The 26,200-nt window shown below is 63.7% G+C and carries 28 protein-coding genes and 1 tRNA gene; 15 read left to right on the forward strand and 14 right to left on the reverse strand.

What is annotated here, in order from left to right; all coding sequences use genetic code 11:
• Positions 1–8 precede the first annotated feature (8 nt).
• A complete protein-coding gene (locus tag SDENCHOL_RS01235; RefSeq protein WP_197706802.1) occupies positions 9–590 on the reverse strand; it encodes a mechanosensitive ion channel family protein in 582 nt (193 codons plus the stop codon).
• 333 nt (positions 591–923) lie between these two features.
• On the opposite strand from SDENCHOL_RS01235, the gene SDENCHOL_RS01240 reads away from it, so the two are divergent.
• The 7 genes from SDENCHOL_RS01240 (at position 924) to SDENCHOL_RS01270 (ending at position 8,617) form a co-directional block, all read left to right on the forward strand.
• Entirely contained in the window at positions 924–1,262 is a 339-nt protein-coding gene (locus SDENCHOL_RS01240) for a c-type cytochrome (RefSeq protein ID WP_067169101.1), read from the forward strand.
• A gap of 91 nt (positions 1,263–1,353) precedes the next feature.
• Positions 1,354–2,337 carry a DmsE family decaheme c-type cytochrome gene (locus tag SDENCHOL_RS01245; protein ID WP_067170615.1) on the forward strand — a complete coding sequence of 328 codons (984 nt, stop codon included), beginning with the start codon at positions 1,354–1,356 and terminating at the stop codon, positions 2,335–2,337.
• A gap of 15 nt (positions 2,338–2,352) precedes the next feature.
• On the forward strand, positions 2,353–4,392 hold the full coding sequence (locus tag SDENCHOL_RS01250) for an MtrB/PioB family decaheme-associated outer membrane protein (RefSeq protein ID WP_067169104.1): 2,040 nt from the start codon (positions 2,353–2,355) through the stop codon (positions 4,390–4,392).
• A 195-nt stretch (positions 4,393–4,587) separates the two neighbouring features.
• Entirely contained in the window at positions 4,588–6,594 is a 2,007-nt protein-coding gene (locus tag SDENCHOL_RS01255; RefSeq protein WP_067169107.1) for a cytochrome b/b6 domain-containing protein, read from the forward strand.
• 158 nt (positions 6,595–6,752) lie between these two features.
• Positions 6,753–7,106: a helix-turn-helix domain-containing protein gene (locus SDENCHOL_RS01260; RefSeq protein WP_067169109.1), complete on the forward strand. Its 354-nt coding sequence runs from the start codon at positions 6,753–6,755 to the stop codon at positions 7,104–7,106.
• On the forward strand, positions 7,103–8,386 hold the full coding sequence (locus SDENCHOL_RS01265; RefSeq protein WP_067169111.1) for a type II toxin-antitoxin system HipA family toxin: 1,284 nt from the start codon (positions 7,103–7,105) through the stop codon (positions 8,384–8,386). Before SDENCHOL_RS01260 ends, SDENCHOL_RS01265 begins: the two co-directional genes overlap by 4 nt.
• Before the next feature lie 54 nt (positions 8,387–8,440).
• Positions 8,441–8,617 (forward strand): hypothetical protein, encoded by a 177-nt coding sequence (locus SDENCHOL_RS01270; protein WP_154715750.1) that lies wholly within the window; start codon positions 8,441–8,443, stop codon positions 8,615–8,617.
• 71 nt (positions 8,618–8,688) lie between these two features.
• Here SDENCHOL_RS01270 and SDENCHOL_RS01275 read toward each other — a convergent pair.
• Positions 8,689–8,762 (reverse strand) — tRNA-Gly (locus SDENCHOL_RS01275).
• Positions 8,763–8,823: 61 nt separating this feature from the next.
• On the opposite strand from SDENCHOL_RS01275, the gene thiS reads away from it, so the two are divergent.
• From thiS to SDENCHOL_RS01295, 4 genes are all read left to right on the forward strand, one after another.
• The gene (thiS, locus tag SDENCHOL_RS01280; RefSeq protein WP_067169114.1) at positions 8,824–9,027 is read left to right on the forward strand and encodes a sulfur carrier protein ThiS; all 204 of its coding nucleotides are present in this window, start codon (positions 8,824–8,826) and stop codon (positions 9,025–9,027) included.
• A 69-nt stretch (positions 9,028–9,096) separates the two neighbouring features.
• A complete protein-coding gene (locus SDENCHOL_RS01285) occupies positions 9,097–9,897 on the forward strand; it encodes a thiazole synthase (protein WP_067169116.1) in 801 nt (266 codons plus the stop codon).
• The gene (gene trmB / locus SDENCHOL_RS01290) at positions 9,894–10,622 is read left to right on the forward strand and encodes a tRNA (guanosine(46)-N7)-methyltransferase TrmB (RefSeq protein WP_197706804.1); all 729 of its coding nucleotides are present in this window, start codon (positions 9,894–9,896) and stop codon (positions 10,620–10,622) included. Before SDENCHOL_RS01285 ends, trmB begins: the two co-directional genes overlap by 4 nt.
• Complete coding sequence (locus tag SDENCHOL_RS01295) at positions 10,619–11,170, forward strand: DUF1439 domain-containing protein (RefSeq protein ID WP_067169121.1); 552 nt, start codon at positions 10,619–10,621, stop codon at positions 11,168–11,170. The genes trmB and SDENCHOL_RS01295 overlap by 4 nt, the downstream gene beginning before the upstream one ends.
• A gap of 9 nt (positions 11,171–11,179) precedes the next feature.
• Here the strand turns inward: SDENCHOL_RS01295 and SDENCHOL_RS01300 are convergent, their stop codons facing one another.
• Together SDENCHOL_RS01300 and SDENCHOL_RS01305 are read right to left on the reverse strand one after the other, a co-directional pair.
• Positions 11,180–12,352: a sulfotransferase family protein gene (locus SDENCHOL_RS01300; RefSeq protein ID WP_067169123.1), complete on the reverse strand. Its 1,173-nt coding sequence runs from the start codon at positions 12,350–12,352 to the stop codon at positions 11,180–11,182.
• A gap of 69 nt (positions 12,353–12,421) precedes the next feature.
• Positions 12,422–12,637, reverse strand: a complete 216-nt coding sequence (locus SDENCHOL_RS01305; RefSeq protein WP_067169126.1) for a hypothetical protein — start codon at positions 12,635–12,637, stop codon at positions 12,422–12,424.
• 244 nt (positions 12,638–12,881) lie between these two features.
• On the opposite strand from SDENCHOL_RS01305, the gene SDENCHOL_RS01310 reads away from it, so the two are divergent.
• Together SDENCHOL_RS01310 and SDENCHOL_RS01315 are read left to right on the forward strand one after the other, a co-directional pair.
• Positions 12,882–14,741 (forward strand): polysaccharide biosynthesis protein, encoded by a 1,860-nt coding sequence (locus tag SDENCHOL_RS01310; RefSeq protein ID WP_067169128.1) that lies wholly within the window; start codon positions 12,882–12,884, stop codon positions 14,739–14,741.
• A 5-nt stretch (positions 14,742–14,746) separates the two neighbouring features.
• Complete coding sequence (locus tag SDENCHOL_RS01315; protein WP_067169131.1) at positions 14,747–15,553, forward strand: symmetrical bis(5'-nucleosyl)-tetraphosphatase; 807 nt, start codon at positions 14,747–14,749, stop codon at positions 15,551–15,553.
• Between the two features lie 8 nt (positions 15,554–15,561).
• On the opposite strand, the gene SDENCHOL_RS01320 is transcribed toward SDENCHOL_RS01315, so the two are convergent.
• From SDENCHOL_RS01320 to SDENCHOL_RS01360, 9 genes are all read right to left on the reverse strand, one after another.
• A complete protein-coding gene (locus SDENCHOL_RS01320; protein ID WP_067169134.1) occupies positions 15,562–16,038 on the reverse strand; it encodes a glycine zipper 2TM domain-containing protein in 477 nt (158 codons plus the stop codon).
• Between the two features lies 1 nt (position 16,039).
• Positions 16,040–16,984: a carbohydrate kinase family protein gene (locus SDENCHOL_RS01325; protein ID WP_067169137.1), complete on the reverse strand. Its 945-nt coding sequence runs from the start codon at positions 16,982–16,984 to the stop codon at positions 16,040–16,042.
• 58 nt (positions 16,985–17,042) lie between these two features.
• Positions 17,043–18,056 carry a zinc-ribbon and DUF3426 domain-containing protein gene (locus SDENCHOL_RS01330; RefSeq protein ID WP_067169140.1) on the reverse strand — a complete coding sequence of 338 codons (1,014 nt, stop codon included), beginning with the start codon at positions 18,054–18,056 and terminating at the stop codon, positions 17,043–17,045.
• Complete coding sequence (gene prmA, locus SDENCHOL_RS01335; RefSeq protein WP_067169143.1) at positions 18,053–18,973, reverse strand: 50S ribosomal protein L11 methyltransferase; 921 nt, start codon at positions 18,971–18,973, stop codon at positions 18,053–18,055. The genes SDENCHOL_RS01330 and prmA overlap by 4 nt, the downstream gene beginning before the upstream one ends.
• A 10-nt stretch (positions 18,974–18,983) precedes the next feature.
• Positions 18,984–20,348 (reverse strand): acetyl-CoA carboxylase biotin carboxylase subunit, encoded by a 1,365-nt coding sequence (accC, locus tag SDENCHOL_RS01340; protein WP_067169146.1) that lies wholly within the window; start codon positions 20,346–20,348, stop codon positions 18,984–18,986.
• Positions 20,349–20,401: 53 nt separating this feature from the next.
• Entirely contained in the window at positions 20,402–20,866 is a 465-nt protein-coding gene (gene accB / locus SDENCHOL_RS01345) for an acetyl-CoA carboxylase biotin carboxyl carrier protein (protein ID WP_067169149.1), read from the reverse strand.
• Between the two features lie 91 nt (positions 20,867–20,957).
• On the reverse strand, positions 20,958–21,452 hold the full coding sequence (gene aroQ, locus SDENCHOL_RS01350; protein ID WP_067169152.1) for a type II 3-dehydroquinate dehydratase: 495 nt from the start codon (positions 21,450–21,452) through the stop codon (positions 20,958–20,960).
• 78 nt (positions 21,453–21,530) lie between these two features.
• Positions 21,531–22,046 carry a TlpA disulfide reductase family protein gene (locus SDENCHOL_RS01355; RefSeq protein ID WP_067169155.1) on the reverse strand — a complete coding sequence of 172 codons (516 nt, stop codon included), beginning with the start codon at positions 22,044–22,046 and terminating at the stop codon, positions 21,531–21,533.
• Between the two features lie 53 nt (positions 22,047–22,099).
• Positions 22,100–22,690 carry a nucleotidyltransferase gene (locus tag SDENCHOL_RS01360; protein ID WP_197706806.1) on the reverse strand — a complete coding sequence of 197 codons (591 nt, stop codon included), beginning with the start codon at positions 22,688–22,690 and terminating at the stop codon, positions 22,100–22,102.
• Positions 22,691–22,929: 239 nt separating this feature from the next.
• Between SDENCHOL_RS01360 and mpl the strand changes: the two genes are divergently transcribed.
• Entirely contained in the window at positions 22,930–24,291 is a 1,362-nt protein-coding gene (gene mpl, locus SDENCHOL_RS01365; RefSeq protein ID WP_067170618.1) for a UDP-N-acetylmuramate:L-alanyl-gamma-D-glutamyl-meso-diaminopimelate ligase, read from the forward strand.
• An 81-nt stretch (positions 24,292–24,372) separates the two neighbouring features.
• The gene (locus tag SDENCHOL_RS01370; RefSeq protein WP_067169160.1) at positions 24,373–24,972 is read left to right on the forward strand and encodes an SCO family protein; all 600 of its coding nucleotides are present in this window, start codon (positions 24,373–24,375) and stop codon (positions 24,970–24,972) included.
• A gap of 60 nt (positions 24,973–25,032) precedes the next feature.
• Here the strand turns inward: SDENCHOL_RS01370 and rpoH are convergent, their stop codons facing one another.
• Positions 25,033–25,899, reverse strand: a complete 867-nt coding sequence (rpoH, locus tag SDENCHOL_RS01375; RefSeq protein ID WP_154715751.1) for an RNA polymerase sigma factor RpoH — start codon at positions 25,897–25,899, stop codon at positions 25,033–25,035.
• Positions 25,900–26,200: the final 301 nt, after the last annotated feature.

The raw sequence follows: 26,200 nt of genomic DNA on the forward strand, positions 1-26,200 counted from the left end.
TACCAGATTCAGGCTTCGTCACACGGCCTGACCCGGATGATGCGCTGAAAGAACAGGCTGTTCGGCACCTTCAGCCGGCTCGGCTGGCCGCCGGCATCGGCCGCACTGGTTTCCTGCAGCGTGGTGTAGATCGGGTTGATGTCCAGCACCTCGCCACCCAGACCGGCCTTGTCGCCATTTTCGAGAATTTCGATGCGGTCATGCAGACGAAATGGCCGCGTGATATAGATCAGCGCCGCACAGAAAATGTTCGACAGCACGCTCCAGGCGGCAAAGAAGGCGACGGCGGCGACGGTCACGAAGCCCGTGATGGCCGACCAGAACACCATGCTCGAAACGCCGAAGCGTTCGAGTATCAGCAGTACCGCGCTGCCGAAAATCAGGAAGGTGCTGGTGCGGCGGCCGGCGATGACCAGCTCCAGCGGCAACTTGCGCACTTCACCCAGACGAAAAATCAGGCGATGCACCAGGGCGCGCAGCAGCACCGCGAGAAAAATGATGAGGACGATCTGAACGCCGAGCGTCAGCGGACCGATCCAGGAAGCATCCAGTCCGGGAAACAAATCTTTCATGGCCGAAGCACTGTCCATGGCAACTCCGTCCCTCTCATCGACGAGGGGCACATGGCGCGGCTGAAGACAACCGCGCATCGAAACCAACTATTTGATGTTTAACGATATTTTAAAGCAGATTGTTTGCTCGAGCCCATCATTCTGCCCGCCTCCCGGTGGCTTGACAAGCGAGCGCCCCCCTTGGCGAGCAATGTTCGGCACCCGCCAAGGGTGGCTTACCACTGCCCAATTTGGGCACCGCGAGACACAAATACCATGTTATAAGAATGGTCTTGCTCTATACATAGAGAGGAGATAGGCAGTGGTTGCCCGTTTTTGTTTCACATTCAGCTCTCAGGAAAGGAAATTCCAATGAAACCCGCATTCAACACCCTGCTTGGCGCCGCCGTCAGCGCCATTTTCATGGTCTCGTCCGCTCAGGCTTTCGACGAAAACGCCGCCAGGGCGCTGGCCAAGAAGAACGACTGCTTCAAGTGCCACGCCGTCGACAAAACCAAGAAGGGCCCCTCGTACAAGAAGATCGCCGCGAAATACAAGGGACGTGCCGATGCGGAAGAAAAAATCGTTCTGAACATTACCACCGGCCCGAAAGTGAAGCTTGAAGACGGTTCCGAAGAAGACCACAAGATCATCGAAACCAAGGACAAGGCCGAAATGAAGAATCTGATCGACTGGATTCTTTCGCTTTAAGTACCAAGCACCGGCAGCAGAAACCGACAACGGGGCGCAGCCACCGGCCGTCGCTCCCAACCGAACACACAGGGGATTGGGGGAGGAAATGATGAAGTCTCTGAGACATTTGCTGGCGCTGGCGGCAGCGCTCGGCCTGCTGGGAAGCGGCCTCTCGGGCGCCGCCTTCGCCGCCGACGCGGACGACGCCAAGGAAACGCCCAAGGATCTGATTCTGAAGGGCGACGCCAAATGTACCGGCTGCCACGACGAGGCCGACGACACCAAGCCGACGATGCTCGACCTGAAGCCGTCCGTACTCGCGATCGGCAAAACCAAGCACGGCACCCGTGCCGACGGCCGCACGCCGACCTGTACCGACTGCCACGGCGAAAGCGAACAGCACGTCAGCCACAAGGGCAGCGGCAAACCGCCCAAGGCCGACCGCACTTTCGGCAAGCAGAGCCAGACGCCGGTCGAAGCCCGCAACAGCGCCTGCCTGACCTGCCACCAGCGAAGCGGCAAGCACATGAACTGGCTGTCGAGCACGCACGCCAACCGCGACGTGGCCTGCACCTCCTGTCACACGGTGCACTCGGCCCACGACAAGGTGCGCGACAAGAAGACGCAGACCGAAGTCTGCTACACCTGCCACAAGGAACAACGCAACCAGATGAACCGTCCGTCGCACCACCCGGTGCCGGAAGGACAGATGGCCTGCACCTCCTGCCACGACGTGCATAACGACAATCCGAAGGCGCTCATCAAGAGCAGCACCAACGCCACCTGCTACACCTGCCACATGGAAAAGCGCGGCCCGTTCGTGCATCCCCACCAGCCGGTGTCCGAGGATTGCGGCATCTGCCACCAGCCGCACGGCACGACGGCGGCCAACCTGCTGAAGACCCGACCGCCCTTCCTGTGCCAGAGCTGCCACGACCCGGCCTCGCACCACGGCCAGCTCGTGGGTCTGCCGACCGGACCCGGCAGCAGCCAGTTCCAGACCGTGGGCAGGGGCTGCACGAACTGCCACACCAACATCCACGGCAGCAACAGCACGTCGAACTCCGCAACCGTGCAGCACTTCCGTCGCTAAACACAGGAGGCGATCATGAAAATCAAACACAGACACTTCCGCCTGACCGCCGTCGCCGCCGCGCTGACGGCGATGTCCGGCGGCGCGCTGGCCGACGACGAAGTGACCGAACTCATCGAACCCGAGAGCACGATTTCCATCGGCGTCGGCAACTGGTCGGGCGAACGCAAGCAGCCGGGCGTCTATGACGGCATGCAGGCGGGCAAAACGTATGGCCTGATCGACGCCGAGATCGTCAAGCGGGACAACGAAACCGGCACCTGGTACAGGCTCACGATCGACGACCTGGGCCTCGACAACCGCGAAATCTCGGCCGAATACCTGCGCCAGGGCAACCTCGGCATCAAGCTGGACTATGACCGCATTTCCCGCGACGATCCGAAGACCATCCTCACCAACCTCCGGGGAGCCGGCACCGCCGTCCAGACCACCAACACCGGCGGCGCCATCTACGATCCGAAACTGGGCACCGTGCGCGAGCAAACCGGCCTGTCCATCTACAAGAAGCTGCTGCCCGGCCTGGAGTTCAACCTGAACTTCAGGAACGAGGAGAAAACCGGCCAGCGCCAGTGGAGCAAGGGTTCGGCCATCGACTTCACCGTCGAGCCCATCGACGCCAACACGCGCCAACTGGAAGCCAGCCTGGGCTACGCCACCCAGGAATTCCAGATCCAGGGCGGCTACTATGGCAGTTGGTACGACAACCAGTACAAACAGGTCGTCGTCGACACCAACAACTACATGTCGGTGCCGCTGGACAACCAGGCCCACCAGCTTTTCCTGAACGGCGGCTACAACTTCACCAAGAGCACGCGCGGCACCTTCAAGCTGGAGTATTCGCGGGCCAGCCAGAACGACACCTTGCTCCGCTCTCCCGACACGATCGCCGGCGCGCCCGACAAGCTGGATGCCAAGGTGGTCACCACCCTCGCCCAGCTCGGCCTGACCTCCCGGCCGATCAAGGATCTGACGCTCAACGCCAACCTGCGTTACCACGACCTGAAGGACAAGACACCCGTCGCCACCTTCAGCACCAACAACACGTCGCCGGACTACGCGGCCTTCTCCTACCGCACCCTCACCGGCAAGCTGGAAGGCACCTACCGTCTCGACGAGAACTACAGCCTGAGCGCCGGGCTGGAAGACAAGCGCCAGGACCGGGGCTTGCCGGTGCTGGTCAACGGCGCGACGAAACAGTTCGTAGTGCCCATGCGCAAGCAGCTCGACGAGCTCACCGGCCGCCTGGAGCTGCGCCACTCGCTCTCCGACACCCTCAACGGCAGCATCGCCTATCTCAACACCCGCCGCACGGGGAAGGGGGACGTGTGGGCCAACGTCAGCGCCGGCGGCGGTCTGACGGACTACAGGAACAGCGTCAACCCGCTGCACATCGCCGACCGCAAGCGGGACAGGCTGCGCCTCGCCGGCGACTGGGCGCCGACCGACGCGCTCGCCCTCCAGTTCAGCGCCGAGGAAAGCCGGGACCGCTACGAAAACAGCGCCGCCCGCCCCTTCGGCCTGCACCAGGGCACGGCCCGGCTCTACAGCGTCGATGCGGCCTACACGGTGAGCGAGAAGCTCAAGTTCAACGCCTGGTACGCCTACGATCAGAGCAAGGCCGACCAACTGGCCTACCGGGTCGACTCATCGACCACCAAGGACTACGACCTGGAAGAAACCGGACATGCCTTCGGCCTGGGCCTGCGCGCGGAGGCCAGTTCCCGCCTGAACCTGGGCGCCGATCTGGAATGGTTCAACAGCCGGAGCAAGTACCAGCAGGCCCTGACCAACCCGCCCGGCCCCCAGACCAACTTCACCTATGGCGTGCCGGACATCCAGAACACCCACCTGCGGTTGGGCCTCTTCTCGCTCTACGCCCTGGACAAGCATGCCGACCTGCGCCTGGACCTCATCCACGAACGCTGGAAGACCGACGACTGGAGCTGGACCTTCGCCAACGGCCAGGACTTCTCCTACAACGGCACCACCTTCATCGTCGATCCGAAGTCGTCGACCAGCTTCATCGGCGCGCGCTACATCTACAGGTTCCAGTAAACGAACCGAACAAAAACACGAGCATGCGCCTCTTCACGACACGATACGCTGCGACGTTCATGACGCTGCGCCCCGGCCTTCGCGGCGCAGCGTTTTCCGGAACACGGGGCCAGCGAGCGCCTGCTGCCGGCAGCCCATCGGCGTGAAGGGCGAGCAAGCGGCGGCAGGCGCTCCGATCTTTCGAGGGAAAAGACCATGCTTCATCTGAAAAACCTGGCTGCGCGGACCTTCGCCTTCGCCGTCTGCGCCTTTCTGCTCGCCGCGCCGGCGGCTGCGGCAACCGACAAAAATCCCGTTGCCGGCGCCTCGCCAGCGCAGCTCGACGACGCCACCTGTCTGAGCTGCCATCAAAGCGGCAGCGCCAGGATCGAAATCAGCGACGGCGATGACGAACGCGCCCTCGCCCACGTCGATCCCGCGAAGCTCGACAAGAGCGTCCACGCCAAGCAGCAATGCGTGTCCTGCCACACCGACATCGTCGACGCCAAGGCAAACCACGCCAAGGCCGCCGGCGTGGCGAAGCCCGACTGCATCAGTTGTCACGAGCAGCTCTGGGACGACGCCAGGAAGACCGGCGTGGACAAGACGCGGCCGCGTCTGGGCATCGTCGTCGACAACATCGTCGCCTACCGCAATTCCTTCCACGCCCGCCCGGACGCCGACAACCCGGACCAGCCGAAGGCGCTCTGTCACCAGTGCCACGCCACGCACGAATTCGCGGTACCGCCGCAGGGCGGGCCGGCGCGCGATCAGTGGCGCCTGACCATTCCCCAGACCTGCGGCGCGCAGTGCCACGAAGACCAGCTCGAAGAATTCGAGGAATCGGCGCACGGCAAGCTGGTGATGGGCAAAGGCGATCCGCGCGGCGCCATCTGCACCGATTGCCACACCGCACACGAAGTCGTCGGTGCCTCATCCGATCCATTCAAGCTGAAGAACGTCGAGGCTTGCGGCGGTTGCCACAAGGACAAGTTGAAGAGCTACCGCGACACCTACCACGGCCAGGTGCACAAACTCGGTTTCACCTACACCGCAAAATGTTCGAACTGCCACGGCAGCCATGGCATTCTCGGCGTCAACGAACCGGACTCGAAGATTCACCCGGACAACCGCCTGAAGACCTGCCAAAGCTGCCATAACGGCAAGAAGGACGGCCTGCCGCTGGCCACCGAAGGCTTTCTCTCCTTCGGCCCGCATGCCAACAGCCACGACTTCGAAAAGTATCCGCAGATGTGGATCACCACCAAATTCATGGTCGGCCTGCTGATCGCCGTCTTCACCTTCTTCTGGCTGCACTGCCTCCTCTGGTACTACCGCGAATGGCAGGAACGCAAGGCACGAAAAACGGAAACCCGCATCCACGCCGAAGCGGCCCTCGGCCCCTATGCCGGCAAGCACTTCGTCCGCTTTGCCTGGGGCTGGCGCGTGGCCCATCTGCTCTTCGCCCTGATCACGATGACGCTGGTGCTCACCGGCACCACGGTGATGTTCGCCAACAGCTCGTGGGCACCGGTCGTGGCCGGCGCGCTCGGCGGACCGAAGGTGCTCGGCCTCATCCACCGCATCGCGGCCGCCTGCTTCGTCGGCATCTTCATGATCCACTTCATCTACGTCATGCAGAAGCTGCTGCGCGACAGGAACTTCCGCTGGTTCGGCCCGGATTCGCTGGTCCCGAACTGGAAGGACTTCACCGACTGCTGGAACATGTTCAAGTGGTTCCTCGGCAAGGGCCCGCGGCCGCAGTTCGACCGCTGGACCTACTTCGAGAAGTTCGACTACTGGGCAGTCTTCTGGGGCGTGAACATCATCGGCTGGAGCGGCCTGATGCTGGCCTTCCCGCACGTCACTGCCAAATACCTGCCGGGCTGGATATTCAACGTCGCCACGCTGGTGCATGGCGAGGAAGCCTTCCTGGCCGCCGTCTTCCTCTTCACGGTGCACTTCTTCAACAACCACTTCCGCCCCGACAAGCTGCCGCCGCCGGATGTCGTGATGTTCACCGGCACGCAATCGATCGACGAGTTCCGCCACGAACACCCGGCCCAGTATCAACGCCTGGTCGAAAGCGGCGAGATCGAAAAGTACCTGGTCGATGCGCCCTCACGGCAGATGCACATCGGCTCGGTGATCCTCGGCCTGACGCTGATCACCGCAGGTCTGGTGCTGCTGGTCTTGGTCACCACCGGGTTCTTCAAGATCTAGCGATTTGTTTTGCAAAACAAACGGAAGCGCCGTCCCCACGAAAGCGGGGACGGCGCGCATTTTGTACCAGTTCGGCACCTGCCAACAAATTGCTGGTCAGATCTCCAATATTTCGCTATTATGGACGTATTCATTATTTCTTGACTTGAATAGCGAACATGCCGCGTAAGCCACCCGTTGTCTTTCCACAGGAGCAGCGCCTGCTCTCCGAGCTGGGTGAACGGCTGCGCCTTGCCCGCAAGAGGCGCAAGCTGAGCAACGCGGTGGTGGCCCAGCGTGCGGGGATTTCGAGAACCACCGTGTACAAGGTCGAGGCGGGCGATCCCGGCGCGACGCTGGGGGCCTACGTCCGGGTGCTGGCCGTGCTGGGCCTCGAAGGTGATCTCAATCTGTTGGCAGCCGACGACCGGATCGGGCGCAAGCTGCAGGATTTGGCGCTGGAGCCGTCACCAAACGCCAAGCGTCGAAAGGCCCATCCTTCGCCAATCCAGAGTCGCGAAGGGCCTGCATGAGCAAGCAGGACAACGCCCTTGAAGTCTGGCTGGACGATGACCTCGGCCCTGCATGCCTGGTCGGCACGCTTGCCCACGACCGCGGCCAGATCCGCTTTCACTACGAACGGGACTGGCTCAAGGAACCTCGCGCCTTCACGCTGGATCCCGATCTCTCCCTGGACGAGCACCCCTTCTTTCCGAAGCCGGAACTGGGCAACTTCGGCATCTTCCTGGACTCATCACCTGACCGCTGGGGCCAAACGCTGATGAAGCGCCGCGAGGCGCTGCAGGCCAAGGACGAGAAGCGGCCACCTCGCACGCTCTATGCCTGGGACTTCCTCATCGGTGTGCAGGACCAGACCCGACAAGGTGCATTGCGCTTTCGCCGGCCGGGCACGGAAACGTTTCTCGGCGACGAAAAGATGGCGGCACCGCCGGTGACGACTTTGCATGAACTGGAAACGGTGGCCTATCAGCTCAGCAACCGGCGCATCGACGACCTCGATGCCCTGCGCAAATGGCTCGCCGTGCTCGTCGCACCGGGCGCCTCGCTGGGTGGGGCAAGGCCGAAGGCCAACTTCACGGAGGCCGACGGCTCGTTCTGGATCGCCAAGTTCCCCGCCCGCGACGATGACCGGGACGTTGGGGCCTGGGAGTATGTCGTTCACCAGTTGGCCACGAAAGCCGGCGTAGATGTACCGCCCGCGAGGCTGATCAAGCTGGGTAACGACTTCCACACTTTCTGCGTGCAAAGGTTCGATCGCGCGCATGGTGCCAGGCGCTTCCATGCCTCGGCGATGACGCTGCTGCGCAAGACGCAGAGCGAGGGCACGAGCTACCTGGAACTGGCCCAGTTCATCCGAGCCCAGGGCGATGCAGAGCATGCAGATGCAGACCTGGCACAACTATTCCGTCGCGTGGCATTCAACGTCGCGATCGGCAACCGGGACGATCACCTGCGCAACCATGGCTTCGTACTTGGCAAGACAGGGTGGCGCCTATCACCGGCATTTGATGTCAACCCGAACATCGACAAGGCGGAGCATGTCCTGAACATCGACGATGTCGACAACCGGCCGAGTCTGGAGACGGTTCTCGGTACGGCGGCGTTCTACGGGCTTGGTGACGGCCCGGCTCGACAGGTGTTGGAGGAAGTCGCGGCAGCGGTCGATGGCTGGCAGGACGCGGCACGCAGGGCTGGCATCGCAAGCGCCGACATCAACCTGACGGCAGGTGCTTTCTCGGCCCATGCGGAGTTTCGTGCCTTGGCGGAGGCGAACAACGACAGTCCGTCGTAGTCGCCAAGGCGGGTGACCTTGCCCATTGCCTTTGCATTCCGGATACGCGGATCAGTGAGCGCCATTCTCGAACTCCAGATCCCGGATTGGATGGGACGGGAGCCGTGGCCGCTCAGTATCAATCTTCAAGCAGCATCAATGCGGTACGCCGAGTACCGCATTGATGGAGCCAAAGATGTACTTGATTGGATAGGCCGTGGGCAGATTGCACTGGATGCCAGCAAAGCCTAGAAGAGAAATCCCTTAAAACTTCAAGATATTAGGGACTTCCCAAATTCACCCATGGGGTGTGGAGAATCACCTGGAGCGGGTGAAGGGAATCGAACCCTCGTATGCAGCTTGGGAAGCTGCCGTTCTGCCATTGAACTACACCCGCGACAGGGCGGCATTCTAGCAGGCAGGGCTGGGAGAACGATGGCGCGTGATAAAATTTCGCCATGATCGAATTCATCCTCAACGGCGAAATACAGCGGCGCGAGGCCGCCGTCAGCGTGGCGGCCCTGCTCGAGGAAATGGCGCTGGCCGGCAAGCGGCTGGCCGTCGAAATGGATGGCCGGATCGTGCCGAAAAGCCAGCATGACCGCACCCTGGTCGATGCCGGCAGCCAACTGGAAATCGTCGTCGCCGTCGGTGGCGGTTAGGTTTTCCGTCCCTCGTTCCCGGTTTTTCTCTCCTCCGCTCCTCCCGCTCCCCCATTGCTCGAGACTCGCATGACGCAAGACACTCTGACGATCGCCGGCCGGACTTACGGCTCGCGCCTGCTGGTCGGCACCGGCAAGTACAAGGATTTCGCCGAAACGCGGCAGGCGGTCGATGCTGCCGGCGCGCAGATCGTCACCGTCGCCATCCGCCGCACCAACATCGGCCAGGAGCCGGGCCAGCCTTCGCTGCTGGACGTCCTGCCATCGGAAAAATACACCCTGCTGCCGAACACCGCCGGCTGCTACACGGCCGAGGAAGCCGTGCGCACCCTGCGCCTGGCGCGCGAGCTGCTGGATGGCCATGACCTGGTCAAGCTGGAAGTGCTGGGCGACCAGAAGACGCTGTTCCCGCAGATGCCGGAAACCCTCAAGGCCGCCGAAATCCTCATCAAGGACGGTTTCAAGGTGATGGTCTATTGCAGCGACGACCCGATCCAGGCGAAGCTGCTGGAGGACATGGGCTGCGTCGCGGTGATGCCGCTGGCTTCCTTGATCGGCTCGGGCATGGGCATCCTGAATCCCTGGAACCTGCAGTTGATCATCGAACAGGCCAGGGTGCCGGTGATCGTCGATGCCGGCGTGGGCACGGCTTCCGATGCGGCGATTGCCATGGAACTGGGCTGCGACGGTGTGCTGATGAATACCGCCATCGCCCAGGCGCGCAACCCGGTGCTGATGGCCGGCGCCATGAAGAAGGCGGTCGAAGCGGGACGCGAAGCGTTTCTCGCCGGCCGCATGCCCAAAAAATTCTATTCCGCCGTTCCCAGCTCGCCGAGCGGCGGGCTGATCGGCACGGCAGGCAAAGCTTGAACTCGCCGCAAAACCCCGACCAGACGCACGGTCACGGCCACATCCGCAGCTATGTGCTGCGCCAGGGCCGCGTCTCCAGCGCCCAGCAGCGGCATTACGAGGAAGGCCTACCGCGCTGGGGCATTCCCTACCGGAACGAACTGCTGGATCTGGCCGCCGTCTTCGGGCGGACGGCCAGCGCAGCGCCGAAGATCCTGGAAATCGGCTGCGGTATGGGTGAAACCACCGCCGCCATTGCCGCCGCCCATCCGGAAAACGATTATCTGGGCATCGAAGTGCACACCCCGGGCGTGGGCAGCCTGCTGAAGGAAATCAGCGAGCGCGATCTGCGCAATCTGCGCATCTGCCAGCATGATGCGGTGGAAGTGTTGCGCGACATGATTCCTCCGGCCTCGCTAGCTGGCGTGCATGTGTATTTTCCCGATCCCTGGCCGAAGAAGCGCCAGCAGAAGCGCCGCCTGATTCAGGCGCCGCTGGTGCACCTGATCGCCGAGCGCCTGATGCCCGGCGGCTACCTGCATTGCGCCACCGACTGGGAGGAATACGCCCTGCAGATGGTGGACGTACTGGCTGCCGAGCCGCTGCTGGAAAACACCGGGCGACTGCCCGGCGGCTTTGCCGCACGCCCGGACTACCGGCCGCAGACCAAGTTCGAGACGCGCGGCCTGCGCCTGGGCCATGGCGTCTGGGACGTGATCTTCCGCCGCCGGGAAGAGGCAGCATGATGCGCTTTCCTCGCTTTCTGCTCGCGCTGGCAAGCTGCCTGCTGCTGGCCGCCTGCGCCACGCTCAGCGGCCCGCGCGATGTCGACGTGCCGCTCGCTCGCCTGGAAGCCGGCCTGGGCAAACGCTTTCCCATCGACCAGAACGTGCTGGAGATGTTTCGCATCCAGCTCTCCGCACCGCAGCTTGCCAGCCTGCCGGAACAGGAGCGGCTGCTGATCAGGCTGCAGGCCGCCGTTTCCACCCCGCTGACGCGCCAGCCCTGGCAGGGCCAACTGGCGCTCTCCGCCCGCCTGGCCATCGACGGCGCGCAGAACGCCATCGTTCTCAGGGAAGCGCGCATCGAAGAACTCGGCGTCGCCGGCATCGACAGGCAGCGCGGCCAGATGCTGAACCGGGTCGCCGACTTCGTTGCCGATCAATTGCTGGAAAATGCCGTGCTGCACCGCTTCGAGCCCGACGAGCTGCGCCACTTCGGCACGCAATACGCGCCGACCCGCATCCAGCCGACGACGAACAGCCTGAAGATCCGCTTCGAACCGCTGCCCTGATCCGTTGCTTCAGTCCTGGCGGGCAAGGATGTAGCGCTGGCGGTATGCGGCGAAATCATCGGCGATCTGCGCTTCGCTCAGACCATAGTGCGCAAGGCTGTACTCATGCAGCGGGCGCTGGTCGCGGCGATTCTGTTCCAGATAGACCTGCATGCGTTCCTGGATGCCGTCGGGCAGGGACAAGCCGGCGAAGTCGTAAATCGCCTGGACGACTTCCAGCGGCTTGGCGAGCGTGTCACTGAACCAGATGTCGAGAAACCTGCCCGCCCCGTGTTGATCGCGCCAGGCCATGGTCTCGCGCATGCCGCGCGCGAGGATGGCCGACCACTGCCGGCCGACGCGCGTCGCATCGACATCGCGGCCATAGATCTGCCACAGCGTTTCGTTGAAGCTGGCGATCGAAGGAATGGTCTGCAGGGGATCGCGATGGGTCTGGATCACCTGGGCATCGGGAAAGACCTTGAACAGCACGGCGATTTGGCGCAGGTGATGCGGCGTCTTGAGCACCCAGCGGCCCAGGCTGGCCGTTTCGCCGCGCTGGCGTTTCTGCCATTGCAGGAACTTCAGCATGCGCTTGAGATATTCGTAGGCGGGCGTCTGATCGTTGTTCCACAGCCATGCCGTGTAGCCCGGAATGTCGGCATAGGCGTCGAAGAAGGCGCAGAAGGAATGCTCCAGCAGCATGCCCTCCTCGTCCGGCGCTTCGGCATCGAGCGGATGGATGGCCTTGAGGCGGGGCATCGCTTCGAGCATGCCGGCCACCTCGGTCCGGGCCAGTTCGATGCGCGGATCGGGCTGGCCCGGCGGCGTGTCAGCAAGCGGCGCGGGAAAGCGGGTTTCCCACCAGTACAGCGGATACAGGCGCGCATCGCAACCAAGGATGCGCTGCAGGAGCGTGGTGCCCGTGCGCGGCAGGCCGACGATGACGATCGGCCGCTCGATCCGCTCTTCCTCGATCTGCGGGAAGTTGCGGTAATACGCTTCGATGACCAGGCGGTTCCTGAGCAACTCGATGATCCGCTCACCCAGAATCTGGCGCCCGATCTCCGACAGCTTGCCCTCGGTATCGAGCGCGCTCAGCAAGGCCTGCAGGGGCGGACGAAAATCCGCCGCGCCGAAGTCACGCAAATCGCCGCTGCGCCGCATCGCCTCGGCCAGCAGGGTGTCAATCTCGAACTTCATGGCCTTTCCTCCCTGGTCCGCGGCCGGGCGTTCCGTGCCGACGAATGGCGCGTGAAACGAGGCAACGGGTCAACGGCCGGCAGCAACGGCAAGGATCCTGGCCGTACGATGTTCACGCGCTTCGCTGACCGTCAGGCCGACCAGGCTTTCCGGCGCCAGGGGCACATCCCAGAGCTGTTGGAACAGATCGACCTCGTCGCCGGTATCCAGGTGGGCCCGGTAGATTTTTTCCTGCCAGGCAGGCGCATTGGGAAGGGTGACCAGTTCGACTGTTTCGATGACCATTGCAGACTCCAGCTTGATTCGGGGTGACTCGACTTGACCGCTTGATCGCATGACCGCATGAACACGCTTCACGCACCGGCCTTATCCTGCCCCCTTCCGCGTTTGGCAAGCGAGTGAAGATCAGGGGGTTAAGGCCCGCTTATTTCGCTTTACCTATCCATCAGGCATTTCTGCGGCCTCGCTGGCTGCGGCTGCGGCATAATGCCGGCTGCCTCAGCACCCACAAGCAAGCCATCGGAAGCCCATGCGCACCTTACTCGTCGTTCTCCACGATCTGGCGGCCACCGCCCTGGCCTGGATGCTGGCTTACTGGCTGCGCTTCAATTTCGCGATCCCGGCCGAGTTCATGGACAGCATGCTGATCACGCTGGCGGCGGTGATTCCCCTGCAAACCCTCATCGCCTGGCGTCTGGGACTGTATCGCGGCATCTGGCGCTTCGCCAGCCTGCCCGATCTCAAGCGCATCGTTCTGGCCGGCGTGACGGGCGCGATCCTCCTGCCGTTGCTGCTTTACATGCTGCAGATCATGGTCGGCGTGCCGCGCTCGGTGCTGGTGCTCTATCCCCTGTTGCTGATCCTGTTCGTCGGCAGCAGCCGTTTTCTTTACCGTTCCTGGAAGGACGGCCATCTGCTCAAGCTGCGCGCGGTGATCGGCGAGCCGGTGCTGGTCCTCGGCGCCGGCGAGGCCGCCCTGCTGCTGCTGCGCGAACTGGATGCCGGCCGGCAATGGCATGTCGTCGGCCTGCTCGATGACGATGCGAAGAAACGGGGACGCCTGCTGCATGGCGTGCCGGTACTCGGCGCGCTCGACGAGCTGGCGACTCAGGCACAGGCCCATGGCATCGATCACGTCATCCTGGCGATTCCCTCGGCCTCGCACGCCCTGCGCCGGCGCATCAGCGAAATGGCCGGCGCGGCCGGCATCACCGTGCTGACCGTGCCGGCCTTCGACGACCTGCTGTCGGGACGCGTGACGATCTCGCAGATCCGCAAGTTCGAACTCGAAGACCTGCTCGGGCGCGATCCGGTGCAGCTCGACGAAGCCGGCCTGCATCGCATGCTGACCGACAAGGTGGTGCTGGTGACCGGCGCCGGCGGCTCCATCGGCGCCGAGCTGTGCCGCCAGGTTGCGCGCTTCGTGCCGCGCCGGCTGGTGCTCTTCGAGATGTCGGAATTCGCCCTCTACACCCTCGAACAGCAGTTCCTGCTCGAGCAGCCGCAACTCGACATCGTCTGCGCCATCGGCGACGTACGCGACGGCCGGCGGCTGGCCGAAGTCTTCGCCGCGCAGCGTCCCGCCGTGGTCTTCCACGCCGCCGCCTACAAGCATGTGCCACTGATGGAAAACGCCAACGCCTGGCAGGCGGTGCGCAACAACGTGCTCGGCACCTTCCAGGTCGCCCGCGCGGCGCTCGATCATGGCGTCGAGCGCTTCGTGCTGATTTCCACCGACAAGGCGGTGAATCCGACCAATGTCATGGGAGCGAGCAAGCGGCTGGCCGAACTGCTCTGCCAGGCCCTCGGCCGCGCGGCGCGGCACGGCGCGGTGGATGGACGGACGACGCGCTTCGTCATGGTGCGCTTCGGCAATGTGCTGGGTAGCAGCGGCAGCGTGATTCCGCGCTTCCGCGAGCAGATCGCGCGCGGCGGCCCGGTCACCGTCACCCATCCCGACATCATCCGCTATTTCATGCTGATCCCCGAAGCGGCGCAACTGGTGCTGCAGGCCGGGCTGATGGGCGGAGAGCCCGGCCGGGGCAACGAAATTTTCGTGCTCGACATGGGCGAGCCGGTGCGCATCGTCGATCTGGCACGCGACATGATCCGGCTGTCCGGCTTCAATGAGGGCGACATCCGCATCGAATTCACCGGCCTGCGCCCCGGCGAAAAGCTCTACGAGGAACTGCTGGCCGACGGCGAGCAGACCCTGCCGACGCCGCATCCCAAACTGCGCGTGGCGCGCGCCGGCAAGGCGAACGAAACCGACGACGACGCCTGGCTGGCCGAATTGCAGCGCTGGCTGGCACAGGAAAATGTCGACGAGGCCGAAGTCAAGGCCGCCTTGCAACGCTGGGTTGCCGAATACAAACCCGCGCGGAGCTGACATTCATGGCACGCTACGCCATCGGCGACATCCAGGGCTGCTATCGCGAGTTCCGCCAACTGCTCGACGTCATTCGTTTCGATCCGGCCGCGGATCGCCTCTGGCTGGTCGGCGATCTGGTCAACCGTGGCCCGCAATCGCTGGAAGTCCTGCGCTTCGTGCGCGAGCTCGGCACAGCCGCGGTGACGGTGCTCGGTAATCATGACCTGCATCTGCTGATGCTGGCCGCGGGCTGTTCGCGGCAGCGTCCCGACGACACGCTGGCACCCATCCTCGCCGCGCCGGAGCGTGACGAGCTGCTGCACTGGCTGCGCCAGCAGCCGATGCTGCACGTCGAAAACGAGCATGTCATGGTGCATGCCGGACTGCTGCCGCAATGGACGGTGGCGCAGGCCGCGCGGCTCGCCGGCGAAGTCGAAACGGCGCTGCGCGCCCCGGATCATCGCGAATTTCTCGCCCATCTGTGGGGCAGCGAACCCGCCGCCTGGGACGATCATCTGACCGGCTGGCCGCGCTTGCGGGTGATCGTCAATGCCATGACGCGCATGCGTTTCTGCACAGCCGACGGCGTCATGGAATTTCACAGCAAGGGTGAAACGGCCAACGCGCCGGCCGGCCATCTGCCCTGGTTCGAGGCGCCGGGTCGGCGCAGCGCCGATCACGTTCTGGTGACCGGCCACTGGTCCGCGCTCGGCCTGAAACTCACCGGGAACCTGCTGGCGCTCGATACCGGCTGCGTATGGGGCCGGGAACTCAGCGCCGTCCGCCTCGAGGATCGCGCGCTGTTCCAGGTTCCGTATTGCCGGCGCTGACCTCGCCCTCAGTGGGCGACGCGCGTCACGCCGCCGCCGGAGAGCACGCGCACGCGGTCGCCGACATTGAACTGTTCGTCGGCTTCCTGGGTGATGGCGCCCAGAGTGCCGTTATCGTAGCGCACGGTGATTTCCAGGCCCTGCTTCTTGGTCACGCCTTCCTCGATCATGTGACCGGCCACGGCACCGCCCACGGCGCCGATGACGGCACCCGCCGCCGAACGGCGGTCGCCCTTGGAGACGCTGCTGCCGGCCAGTCCGCCGATCACGGCGCCCGTCGCAGTGCCGGCGCCCGATTGCGTCCCTGAAATGGTGACCAGACGCACGCTTTCGACGACGCCCATGCGCACCGTCATTTCACGCTGCGCCTGGGCCGGAGTGTAGCTGCCGCCGGACTGGCTGGTGGCGCAGCCGGCCAGCAGACTTGCGCCCAGCAGCAGCGACAGGATCAGGACGGAAGTCGATTCTTGCAGTTTTTGCAGCATGTCAGTCTCCTTGCCAAAGTTCTTCGCCAAATGCCTCCCGGTAGCGGACGGCGATGTCGTCGCGCGCCAGCTTGTGGTTCTGGCCGCCGCGATGGGCAATCTTGATCGCGCCCATCAGTGAAGCCAGCCGGCCGGTCCTTTCCCAGTTCCAGCCATGGTAAATACCATACAGCAATCCGGCCCGGTAAGCATCGCCGCAGCCAGTGGGATCGACGAGCCGATCCACCTTCACGCCGGGAATCCGGATGCAACGCCCTGCGCTGTAAATATCCGAACCCTCGCCGCCGCGTGTGACGATCAGCGCCTGCAGGGAGGCGGCCAGTTCATCCAGCGTCCTGCCGGTACGACTGGAGAGCAGCTCGGCTTCATAGTCGTTGACCGTGCAGTAGTCGGCAAGTTTCAGGAAGCCGAGCAATTCCTCGCCATCGAACATCGGCAGACCCTGGCCGGGATCGAAGATGAAGGGGATGCCCGCCGCGTGAAACTCCCGCGCATGCTGCAGCATGCCGTCGCGGCCATCGGGCGCGACGATGCCCAGGCTCACCTCACGCGCGTCCGCCACATGGTTCCGGTGCGAAAAATTCATTGCGCCGGGATGGAAGGCGGTGATCTGGTTGTCGTCGAGATCGGTGGTGATGAAGGCCTGCGCCGTGAAGCTGTCGCGGATTTCGCGCACATGCGTGGCGTCGAGACCGAGGTATTGCAGGCGCTGCCGATAGGGCAGGCTGTCTTCGCCGACCGTGGCCATGATCAGCGGCCGGCCGCCGAGCAGATTCAGCGAGTAGGCGATGTTGCCGGCGCAGCCGCCATATTCTCGGCGCATGTCGGGAACGAGAAAGGCCACGTTGAGCATGTGGATCTTCTCGGGCAGGATGTGATTCTTGAAGCGATCGGAGAACACCATGATCGTGTCGTAGGCAAGCGAACCGCAAATCAATGTTTTCATGTGTGGTCTGGAAAATGGCGGAGGATGGCATCTTCGCCATCCGGTTCAGGGATAGGGTTCAGGGGTAGAACAGATACAGACGATAGCCGGCGGCGTTGCCGCGAAGACCGTTTTCCGGCAGCAGACTCAGGTGGATGGCCAGCTCGTCGCGGGGCGCGAAGCCGACCGGACGCGGCGCATGATCGTTCGCCGGCGGCAGGTATTCATCCGGCGCGATGACCTTGCGCAGCAGCGGCTGGTCGTAGGCATCGGTCAACGTCAGTTCGAGATGCGGCAGTTGTTGCGCAAAGAGCGCCCGGTTCTTCAGGGTGGCGGTCAGCACCAGGCCATCCTTGCGTTGCGTATCGGGATGCAGGTCGGAAGCCTCGATACTGAGCTGCTCGGGCTGGCGCGGCAGCGACAGATCGCAACCCAGCACATCGCAGGCGGCCTGCAGCGCCGGCTTGAGTTCGGGCGCGAGCACCAGGGCTTCGCTGCGAAAATGGATCAGCAACTGACATGACAGCAGCAACATGGCCAGCAGGCTGGCGAGCAGCCACGGCCAAGGACTTGCCGCGAGCGCATCGCCCCCCTCTCCGTCGTCCAGCAACGACACGCGAGGCGGTTCCGCTGGCGCGGTGACGTCGGGTTCAGGTTCAGGTTCGGCTTCGGGCTTGGATTCGGATTCAGGTTGCGGCCCCGCTTCCACCACCGGCGTCACGATCCCGCTTGCCACGGCAGCGTCCGGCTGCTCGGCATCCAGCGCTTCTTCCGCAACGGCAGGCGGCGGCGTGGTTGCCGCAGTTGCCACGGATGCAGTGGGTTCGGGTTCGGCCTCGGCCTCGGATTCAACTTCGGTTGCGGCAATCTCAGGCGCGGCGGCGGGGATCAGGTCGTCATCGGATGCGGCCATCGGCTCGCTGTCTGCCGTCATCTGTACCGCCGGCTCAACCGGCTCGACATCGGTCAGCGCCGCCAGGGCGTCGAATACCTGCCGGCATTTGCCGCAGCGCACCTGACCCTGCCGCATCTTGAGTTGCTCGGGGGTGACGCGAAAGGCCGTGGTGCAGGCCGGGCAGCGGGTCTGCATCATGGCTGGCCGGCCTCCGCTGCGGCGGGGCGCTCGCCTTCCAAACGCACCCAGCCGTCGAGCACGGCCCCCGCGCGCAAGGCAATGAACGGCGCATAGGCGGCGATGACCTGCTCGCTCTGGCTTTCCAGCACGCCCGACAGCACCAGCCGCCCGCCCGGCGCCACGCGCGCTGCCAGCAGCGGTGCGAGCACGCAGAGCGGATTGGTCAGAATGTTGGCAACCACGCAGTCGAAAGTTTCCTCGAGTGGTTCGCGCGAATGCCGCAAGGCAAGCTCGACCCGGTTGGCGGCGGCGTTGTCGCGGGCGGCGGCCAGCGCGTTCTCGTCGATGTCCACCCCCAGCACCGGCGCGGCGCCGAGCCGTGCCGCCGCAATCGCCAGGATGCCGGAGCCGCAGCCGTAATCGAGCACGCTTTCGCCGCCCCGCAGCGCGCCGCACAGCCATTCCAGGCACAGCCGGGTGGTTGGATGCGAGCCGGTGCCAAAGGCCATGCCGGGATCGAGCAGCAGATTCACTGCCGCCGGATCCGGCGGCTCATGCCAGGAAGGCACGATCCACAGACGCTCGTTGATGCGGATCGGATCGAATTGCGCCTGGGTCAGTTGCACCCAGTTTTCTTCGGCAACGTCCTCGATCTCGATGTCATCGGGCATGTCGATGCCGCTGGCCCGACAGGCGGCGGCAAGTTGCGCGGTCAGCGTGTCGAGAGGAATTGCGCCATCGAACAAGGCGATGACGCGGCTGTGCCGCCAGAGCGGCGTGGTCGGGCAGCCGGGTTCGCCGAACTGCGGCGTCTCATCGGGCGTGCCGGCCTGCGCGTCCTCGACGCTGACGGAAAGCGCGCCCCGCTCCATCAGCGCATCCGACAGGGCATCGGCATGCCGCGCGTCGGTGGGCAGGGCGACCGAGAGCCACACGGGCGGCGTCCTATTTGCCCTTCGTCGCCTCTTCCCTGGCGGCGAGCTTGGCTTCGAGGTAATGGATGCTGGTACCGCCCTTGGCGAAGTTGGCATCCTGCATCAGTTCCTGATGCAGCGGGATGTTGGTCTTGATGCCTTCGACCGCCATTTCCGACAGCGCGATGTGCATGCGCCGGAGCGCCTGTTCGCGCGTATCGGCGTAGGAGATCACCTTGCCGATCATCGAATCGTAATGCGGCGGGATGGTGTAGCCCTGGTACATGTGCGTATCGACGCGGATGCCCGGGCCGCCGGGCGGGTGATAGCTGGTGATCTTGCCCGGCGAGGGCGTGAATTTGAACGGATCCTCGGCATTGATGCGGCATTCGATGGCGTGGCCGTGCAGTTCGATGTCGCGCTGGCGCAGCCAGAGTTTTTCACCGGCGGCGATGCGGATCTGCGCCTGGACGATGTCGATGCCGGTGACCATTTCAGTGACCGGATGCTCGACCTGGACGCGGGTGTTCATTTCGATGAAGTAGAACTCGCCGTTTTCATAGAGAAACTCGAACGTGCCCGCGCCGCGATAGTTGATGCGCTTGCAGGCCTCGGCGCAGCGCTCGCCGACGCGGGTGATGGCGCGGCGGTTGATGTCGGCGGCCGGCGCTTCCTCGATGACCTTCTGATGGCGGCGCTGCATGGAGCAGTCGCGCTCGCCGAGATGGACGGCATTCCTGTAGCTGTCGGCCAGCACCTGGATCTCGATGTGGCGCGGGTTTTCCAGGAATTTTTCCATGTAGACGGTCGGATTGCCGAAGGCCGCGCCGGCTTCGGTGCGCGTCATCGCCACGGCGTTGAGCAGGGCGGCTTCAGTATGCACCACGCGCATGCCGCGCCCGCCGCCGCCGCCGGCCGCCTTGATGATCACCGGATAGCCGATGGAGCGGGCAATCCTGATGATTTCCTTCGGATCTTCGGGCAATGCGCCCTCCGAGCCGGGCACGCAGGGCACGCCGGCGGCCTTCATGGCATCCTTGGCGCTGACCTTGTCGCCCATCATGCTGATGGTTTCCGGACGCGGGCCGATGAAGACGAAGCCGGATTTCTCGACGCGCTCGGCAAAGCCGGCGTTTTCCGAGAGAAAGCCGTAGCCGGGATGAATGGCCTCGGCGTCGGTGACTTCGGCCGCCGAGATGATCGCCGGAATGTTCAGGTAGCTCTCGCTGGAGGGCGCCGGCCCGATGCACACCGATTCATCCGCCAGCTTGACGTATTTCGCCTCGGTATCGGCCAGCGAATGCACGACCACGGTCTTGATGCCCATCTCGCGGCAGGCGCGCTGGATACGCAGGGCAATCTCGCCACGGTTGGCAATGAGGATTTTTTCGAACATGAAATTCCTTTGGCAGACCCGATTCGGAATTCGGAATTCAGGATTCGTCGGCTTCAGTCGATGACGAACATCGCCTGGCCGAACTCCACCGGCTGGCCATTTTCGATGAGGACGGCCTTGACGACACCGGCGACGTCGGCCTCGATCTCATTCATCAGCTTCATCGCCTCGATGATGCACAGCGTGTCGCCGACCTTGACGCTCTGGCCGACTTCAACGAAAGGCGCGGCATCCGGCGAGCTGGCGCGGTAGAAGGTACCGACCATCGGCGACTTGACCACCTCGCCATCCAGTTCGAGATCATCCGTCGCCGGCTTTGCCGCGGGCGCCATCTCGGCGGTCGGCGCGTACATCGGCGCCGGAGCCGCGGCCGGAGCGCCGACCATGTAGGTGGCCGCTTGCGGCTGAGCGCTGTGTTTGACGATACGTACTTTTTCCTCGCCTTCGGTGACTTCCAGTTCGGAAATACCCGACTCCTGAACGAGGTCGATCAGTTTCTTGAGTTTTCTCAAATCCATGTTTGCTCCCGGTTGGCAGGGTGCTGAAGTGTGTGTAGGTATGTAGATGAAAGGTGTGGGAGAACCCGCCGCCGGCCCGACCGGGTCGTCTTCAATCCTGCGCCTGCGCCAGGCGCGACAAAGCTGCCGTCAGGGCGAGCGCATAGCCCTCGTGCCCCAGACCGCTGATGACGCCGACGGCGAGATCGGAAAAATACGACTGCTGGCGAAAAGACTCGCGGGCATGCACGTTCGACAAGTGCACCTCGATGAAAGGAATCGCCACCGCCGCCAGGGCATCGCGCAACGCGACGCTGGTGTGGGTATACGCGGCCGGATTGATGATGATGAAACGGATGCCTTCGCTCGCGGCGGCCTGCACGCGGTTGACCAGTTCGCCTTCGCTGTTGCTCTGGAAACTCTCCAGCTGCACCCCGGCCGCGCGGGCCTGGGCTTCCATCGCGCGATGGATATCGGCCAGCGTCGTGCACCCGTAGATGGCCGGTTCACGCGTGCCGAGCAGGTTCAGATTCGGCCCGTGCAGCACGAGCACGCACGGCCGGATATCCGACGATTCGGTCTGTTTGGAGCGAGTTTGCTTGGACATACCCGCCAGTTTGCCGCAAATCGGCACATTTTGTCCAGCAAAGAGTAAGCCGGAAAGTGCCGCTTTCTTCTGCAAAAATCAAATCAATTCGGCCAGTGCGGCATCGAGCGCAGCCTCCCGCCAGAGGCCCAGACGCGCACGCACCATTTGGCCATCACGGTCGAGGATGACGGTAAAAGGCAAACCACCCGTCGTATTGCCGAAGACGGCAAAAATCGGCGTCAATGCCTGGCTGCCGATCAGCAGTGGGTAATCGACGGGCGTTTGCGCCGCAAAGGCCCTGACACGTTCCGGCGTATCGAGCGCGATACCGACAAATTGCACATTTTTAGCCGCATATTTGGCTTGCAATCGCGAAAATCCCGGCATTTCGGTGCGACACGGCGGACACCAGGTCGCCCAGAGGTTAACCACCAGCAGTTTTCCCTTCCACTGCGAAAATGGCTGCTCGATACCTGCAAGATCATGGATTTTCTCTGCAAAAAGCCGCTCTGCAGCCTGCGCCGCATCGGCAACCCGCGCATCCTGTCCTGCCAGTCGGCGTTCCAGCGGCTCCTTGAGCAGCCAGACCGCAACAGCAGCCAGCAACAGCATGATTGCGGCCAGCGAGCGTTTGTGATGCGGAGGAACAATCACCTAGCCACCTCTCAATCCACCTCGGCCGCCAGCAGCGCCGTCAGCGCCTCGATGCCGGCGCGCCGTTCGCTCTGGCCGGTATGCGGACTGCGCCGCCGCACGCGCTCCTGCCCGTGCGGATAGACCGAGAGCAGGAAACCCGTCGTTTCGCCCGCCTTGCCAACCTCGCCCGTCACGAGCAGGCGCAGCTCGGGCGCCTCCGGGCCGCGACCGGGATCGACGTGCTCGAAATCCAGGTGCTGATCGAGCAGGAAGATTTCGACCTCCTTGCCGCTGTCGGCATAGAGATCGATCTCGGCCCGGCTGTAGCGCCCCGCCGTGCCGATCAGCACCGGGCCGGTCAGGTAGGGATGGAACGGCCGCAGCCGCTGCATCAGCGCCAGCGCCTCCCGGCGCATGACGGCAAGCCGCTCGCGCTGCTCGTCCTCTTGGTAAAGCGCCTGATAGGCCAGCAGCGCCGTCTCGACTTCCTGATTGGTCGGCAGGGCTTCGCTGTTGGGCGCCCCCAGTTGGCGCGCCGCCTTGCGCTTGGCCAGACTGAAATCGTCGATGCCGTCCGCCGCCATCAGGCGCGCGGCCAGACTGGCGATGTCGCGGCGCATGGCATCCGCCCTATGCGTTTGATGAGCCGCCCGGGAACGTCGAGTGCTGCGCATGATCTTCCATTACCGAAAGCTGCCCGCAGGGGCGACGTATAATCCGCCCCATTCTACACAGCCGCGCAGCCACGCCACGCAAGCCGGCGGACGGCACTGCAAATCTGTCGCGAATGCTTGCGATCTTGCGCCCATCATCACGCGAACGCCACCGATCCTGACCTCAACCTCGTTTGGCTGACATCATGCACATCCACATCCTCGGCATCTGCGGCACGTTCATGGGCGGCGTGGCACTTCTCGCGCGCGCGGCCGGGCATCGCGTCACCGGCTGCGATGCCGGCGTCTATCCGCCGATGAGCAGCCAACTGGAAGAACAGGGCATCGCCCTGACCGAAGGCTATGCCGCCAGCCAGACCTCCCTGCAGCCGGATCTTTACGTGGTCGGCAATGCGATTTCGCGCGGCAATCCGCTGCTGGAGGAAATCCTCGCCCGTGGCCTGCCCTATGTCTCCGGACCACAATGGCTGGCAGAAAACATCCTGCAAGGTAAGTGGGTACTCGCCGTTGCCGGCACCCATGGCAAGACGACCACCAGCTCGATGCTGGCCTGGATACTGGAATATGCCGGCCTCAAACCCGGCTTCCTGATCGGTGGCGTGGCGCAGGATTTCGGCATTTCGGCGCGACTGGGCGAAACGGACTTTTTCGTCATCGAAGCCGACGAATACGACACCGCTTTCTGCGACAAGCGTTCGAAATTCGTGCATTACCGGCCGCGAACGCTGATCCTCAACAATCTAGAATTCGATCACGCAGACATCTTCACCGATCTTGCTGCTATCGAGACGCAATTTCATCATTTAGTACGCACATTGCCAAATAATGGCCTGATTCTTGTGAATGCCGCCGAAGACAGCCTCAAACGCGTGCTGGCCCGCGGCTGCTGGACGCCCCGGGAAAGCTTCAACGATCCCGCAGGCACTGGCTGGACGGTCAATCCGGCGACGGCTGATGGCCGCTTCGACATCAGCCTGGATGCTCAGATTCTCGGCTCGACACGCCTGGCCCTGCCCGGCAGGCACAACCAGTTGAATGCCGTGGCCGCGCTGGCCGCCGCCCGCCATGTCGGTGTTACCCCGGAAGTCGCCCTGCGGGCGCTGGCGGAGTTTCAGGGCGTCAAGCGCCGCCTTGAAGTGCGCGGCACGGTGCGCAACGTCACGGTTTATGACGATTTCGCCCACCATCCGACGGCCATCGCCCTGACCATGGACGGCCTGCGCGCCCGTCAGGATGCAGCGCAGCCGGCCCGCATCCTGGCCGTGCTGGAACCACGCTCCAACACCATGAAGCTGGGCAGCATGAAGGCCCAACTGCCCGGCAGCCTGGCCGGCGCCGACGAGGTGTATTGCTACGCCAGCGGTCTGGACTGGGACGTCGCCGCCGCGCTGGCCCCGCTCGGCAGCAAGGCCAGCGTATTCACCGATCTCGACACCCTGGTGCAGGCGGTTGCCGCCAGCGCCCGCCCCGGCGACCGGATACTGGTGATGAGCAACGGCGGCTTCGGTGGCGTGCATGGCAAGCTGCTCCAGGCACTCGCCGGCTAATCGCTGCGCCCACTTCATAATCATTGACCTGCAGCGATCATGCCGAGATTTACGCCTGAAAAGCAGAAACCTGCGGCTATCTTGCGGCAACTCACTGTCGTCCCGCTGGTGCTGTCCTGTTTGCTGCTTTACGGCTGCGATATTCCCCCTGCCAGCAGCGGTTTTCACGCCCGCCCCATCGACACCGACAACATCGGCCGCGACTTCAGCCTCGTCGATCACCACGGCCAGCCGCGCCGGCTTGCCGATTATCGCGGCAAGATCGTCGTCCTCTTCTTCGGCTACACCCAGTGCCCCGACGTCTGCCCGACCACGCTGGCGACCATGGCCGAAGTCATGCAGCAGCTCGGCGCGGATGCCGGCAAGGTGCAGGTGCTGTTCATCACCCTCGACCCGGCGCGCGATACGCGCGAACTGCTCGCCGTCTATGTGCCGCAGTTCCACCCGGATTTCGTCGGCCTCTCCGGCGATACCGCGACCACGGCCGCCACGGCGCGCGAATTCCACGTCTATTACCGGCAGCGGCCCGGCAGCGGCGACTCACCGAACCACTACAGCATCGACCACACCGCCAACAGCTATGTCTACGATCCGCAGGGCCGCCTGCGCCTGCTGGTGAAATACGGCGAGACGGCGGAACACATCGCCGCCGACATTCGCCTGCTGCTGGCCGGAAAATAACAACGGGAACGCCCGATCAGCGTTCCCGTTTTGTTTTGCGCACGATGGCGCGATGAAACTTCAGGCCGGCGCCAGCATCCCGCGCATTTTCTGCAGCGCGCGGACTTCGATCTGGCGGATGCGCTCGGCCGATACGCCGTATTCCGCCGCCAGTTCGTGCAGCGTCGGCGCCTCGCCTTCGTCGGCCAACCAGCGCCGCGCCACGATGTCGCGGCTGCGCTCGTCCAGTCCCTGTAGCGCTGCGCCCAGACCTTCGTTCTGCAGACGGTCGTACTCCTTGCGTTCCAGCATCCGCGACGGCTCGCTGTGGTCGGCAGCCGCCAGATAGGCGATCGGCGCGTAATGCTCGTCGTCATCCTCGGCCAGCGGCTCCAGCGAAATATCCTGGCCGGACAGGCGCGTTTCCATCTCGACGACTTCCTCCGGCTTCACGCCCAACTGCCGGGCCACCGAATTCACCTCGTCCGGACTCAGCGCGCTGAACCCCGGCTTCATGCTGCGCAGATTGAAGAACAGCTTGCGCTGCGCCTTGGTCGTCGCCACCTTCACCAGGCGCCAGTTCTTCAGCACGTATTCATGGATTTCCGCCTTGATCCAGTGAATGGCGAACGACACCAGACGCACCCCGCGCTCCGGATCGAAGCGCTTGACCGCCTTCATCAGGCCGATATTGCCTTCCTGAATCAAATCCGCATGCGGCAGGCCATAGCCCAGATAACCCCGGGCAATCGCCACCACCAGCCGCAGATGCGACAACACCAGGCCGCGCGCAGCCTCCAGATCGCCTTCCTGGCGGAAACGCCGCGCCAAATCCCGTTCCTCCGTCTCCGACAACATCGGCATGCGATTCGCCGCCTGGATATAGGCATCGATATTGCCAACCGGCGTCGGCATTGCAAACTGCTGAATCGTAAGGGCGTTGCTCATGCAATGTACCTCCTGACCCATAATGTTAGCACTCTCTACTGGAGAGTGCTAACGAGAAAAAGTTCAGAAGAATTTCAACGTGTCGTTTGCCAATATAGTCCGAGACGATGCGATGGCCGGTTTCATGAAGTTTCGAGTGTGCGACAGTCAGTGCGCCCCTCCAACTTCGGAGGTGTACTGTTTGGGCTTGCTGGGCATGGTCTCCGGCACCCGCTACTCGGCTATAACGGACTTTCCACGATGATGTGTGCGATGGGTGTTTTACACAAAATCCCAGACACACTTCGGACTAGGTGATCCA

Source organism: Sterolibacterium denitrificans (assembly GCF_900174485.1).
GTDB classification, from domain to species: Bacteria; Pseudomonadota; Gammaproteobacteria; order Burkholderiales; family Rhodocyclaceae; genus Sterolibacterium; species Sterolibacterium denitrificans.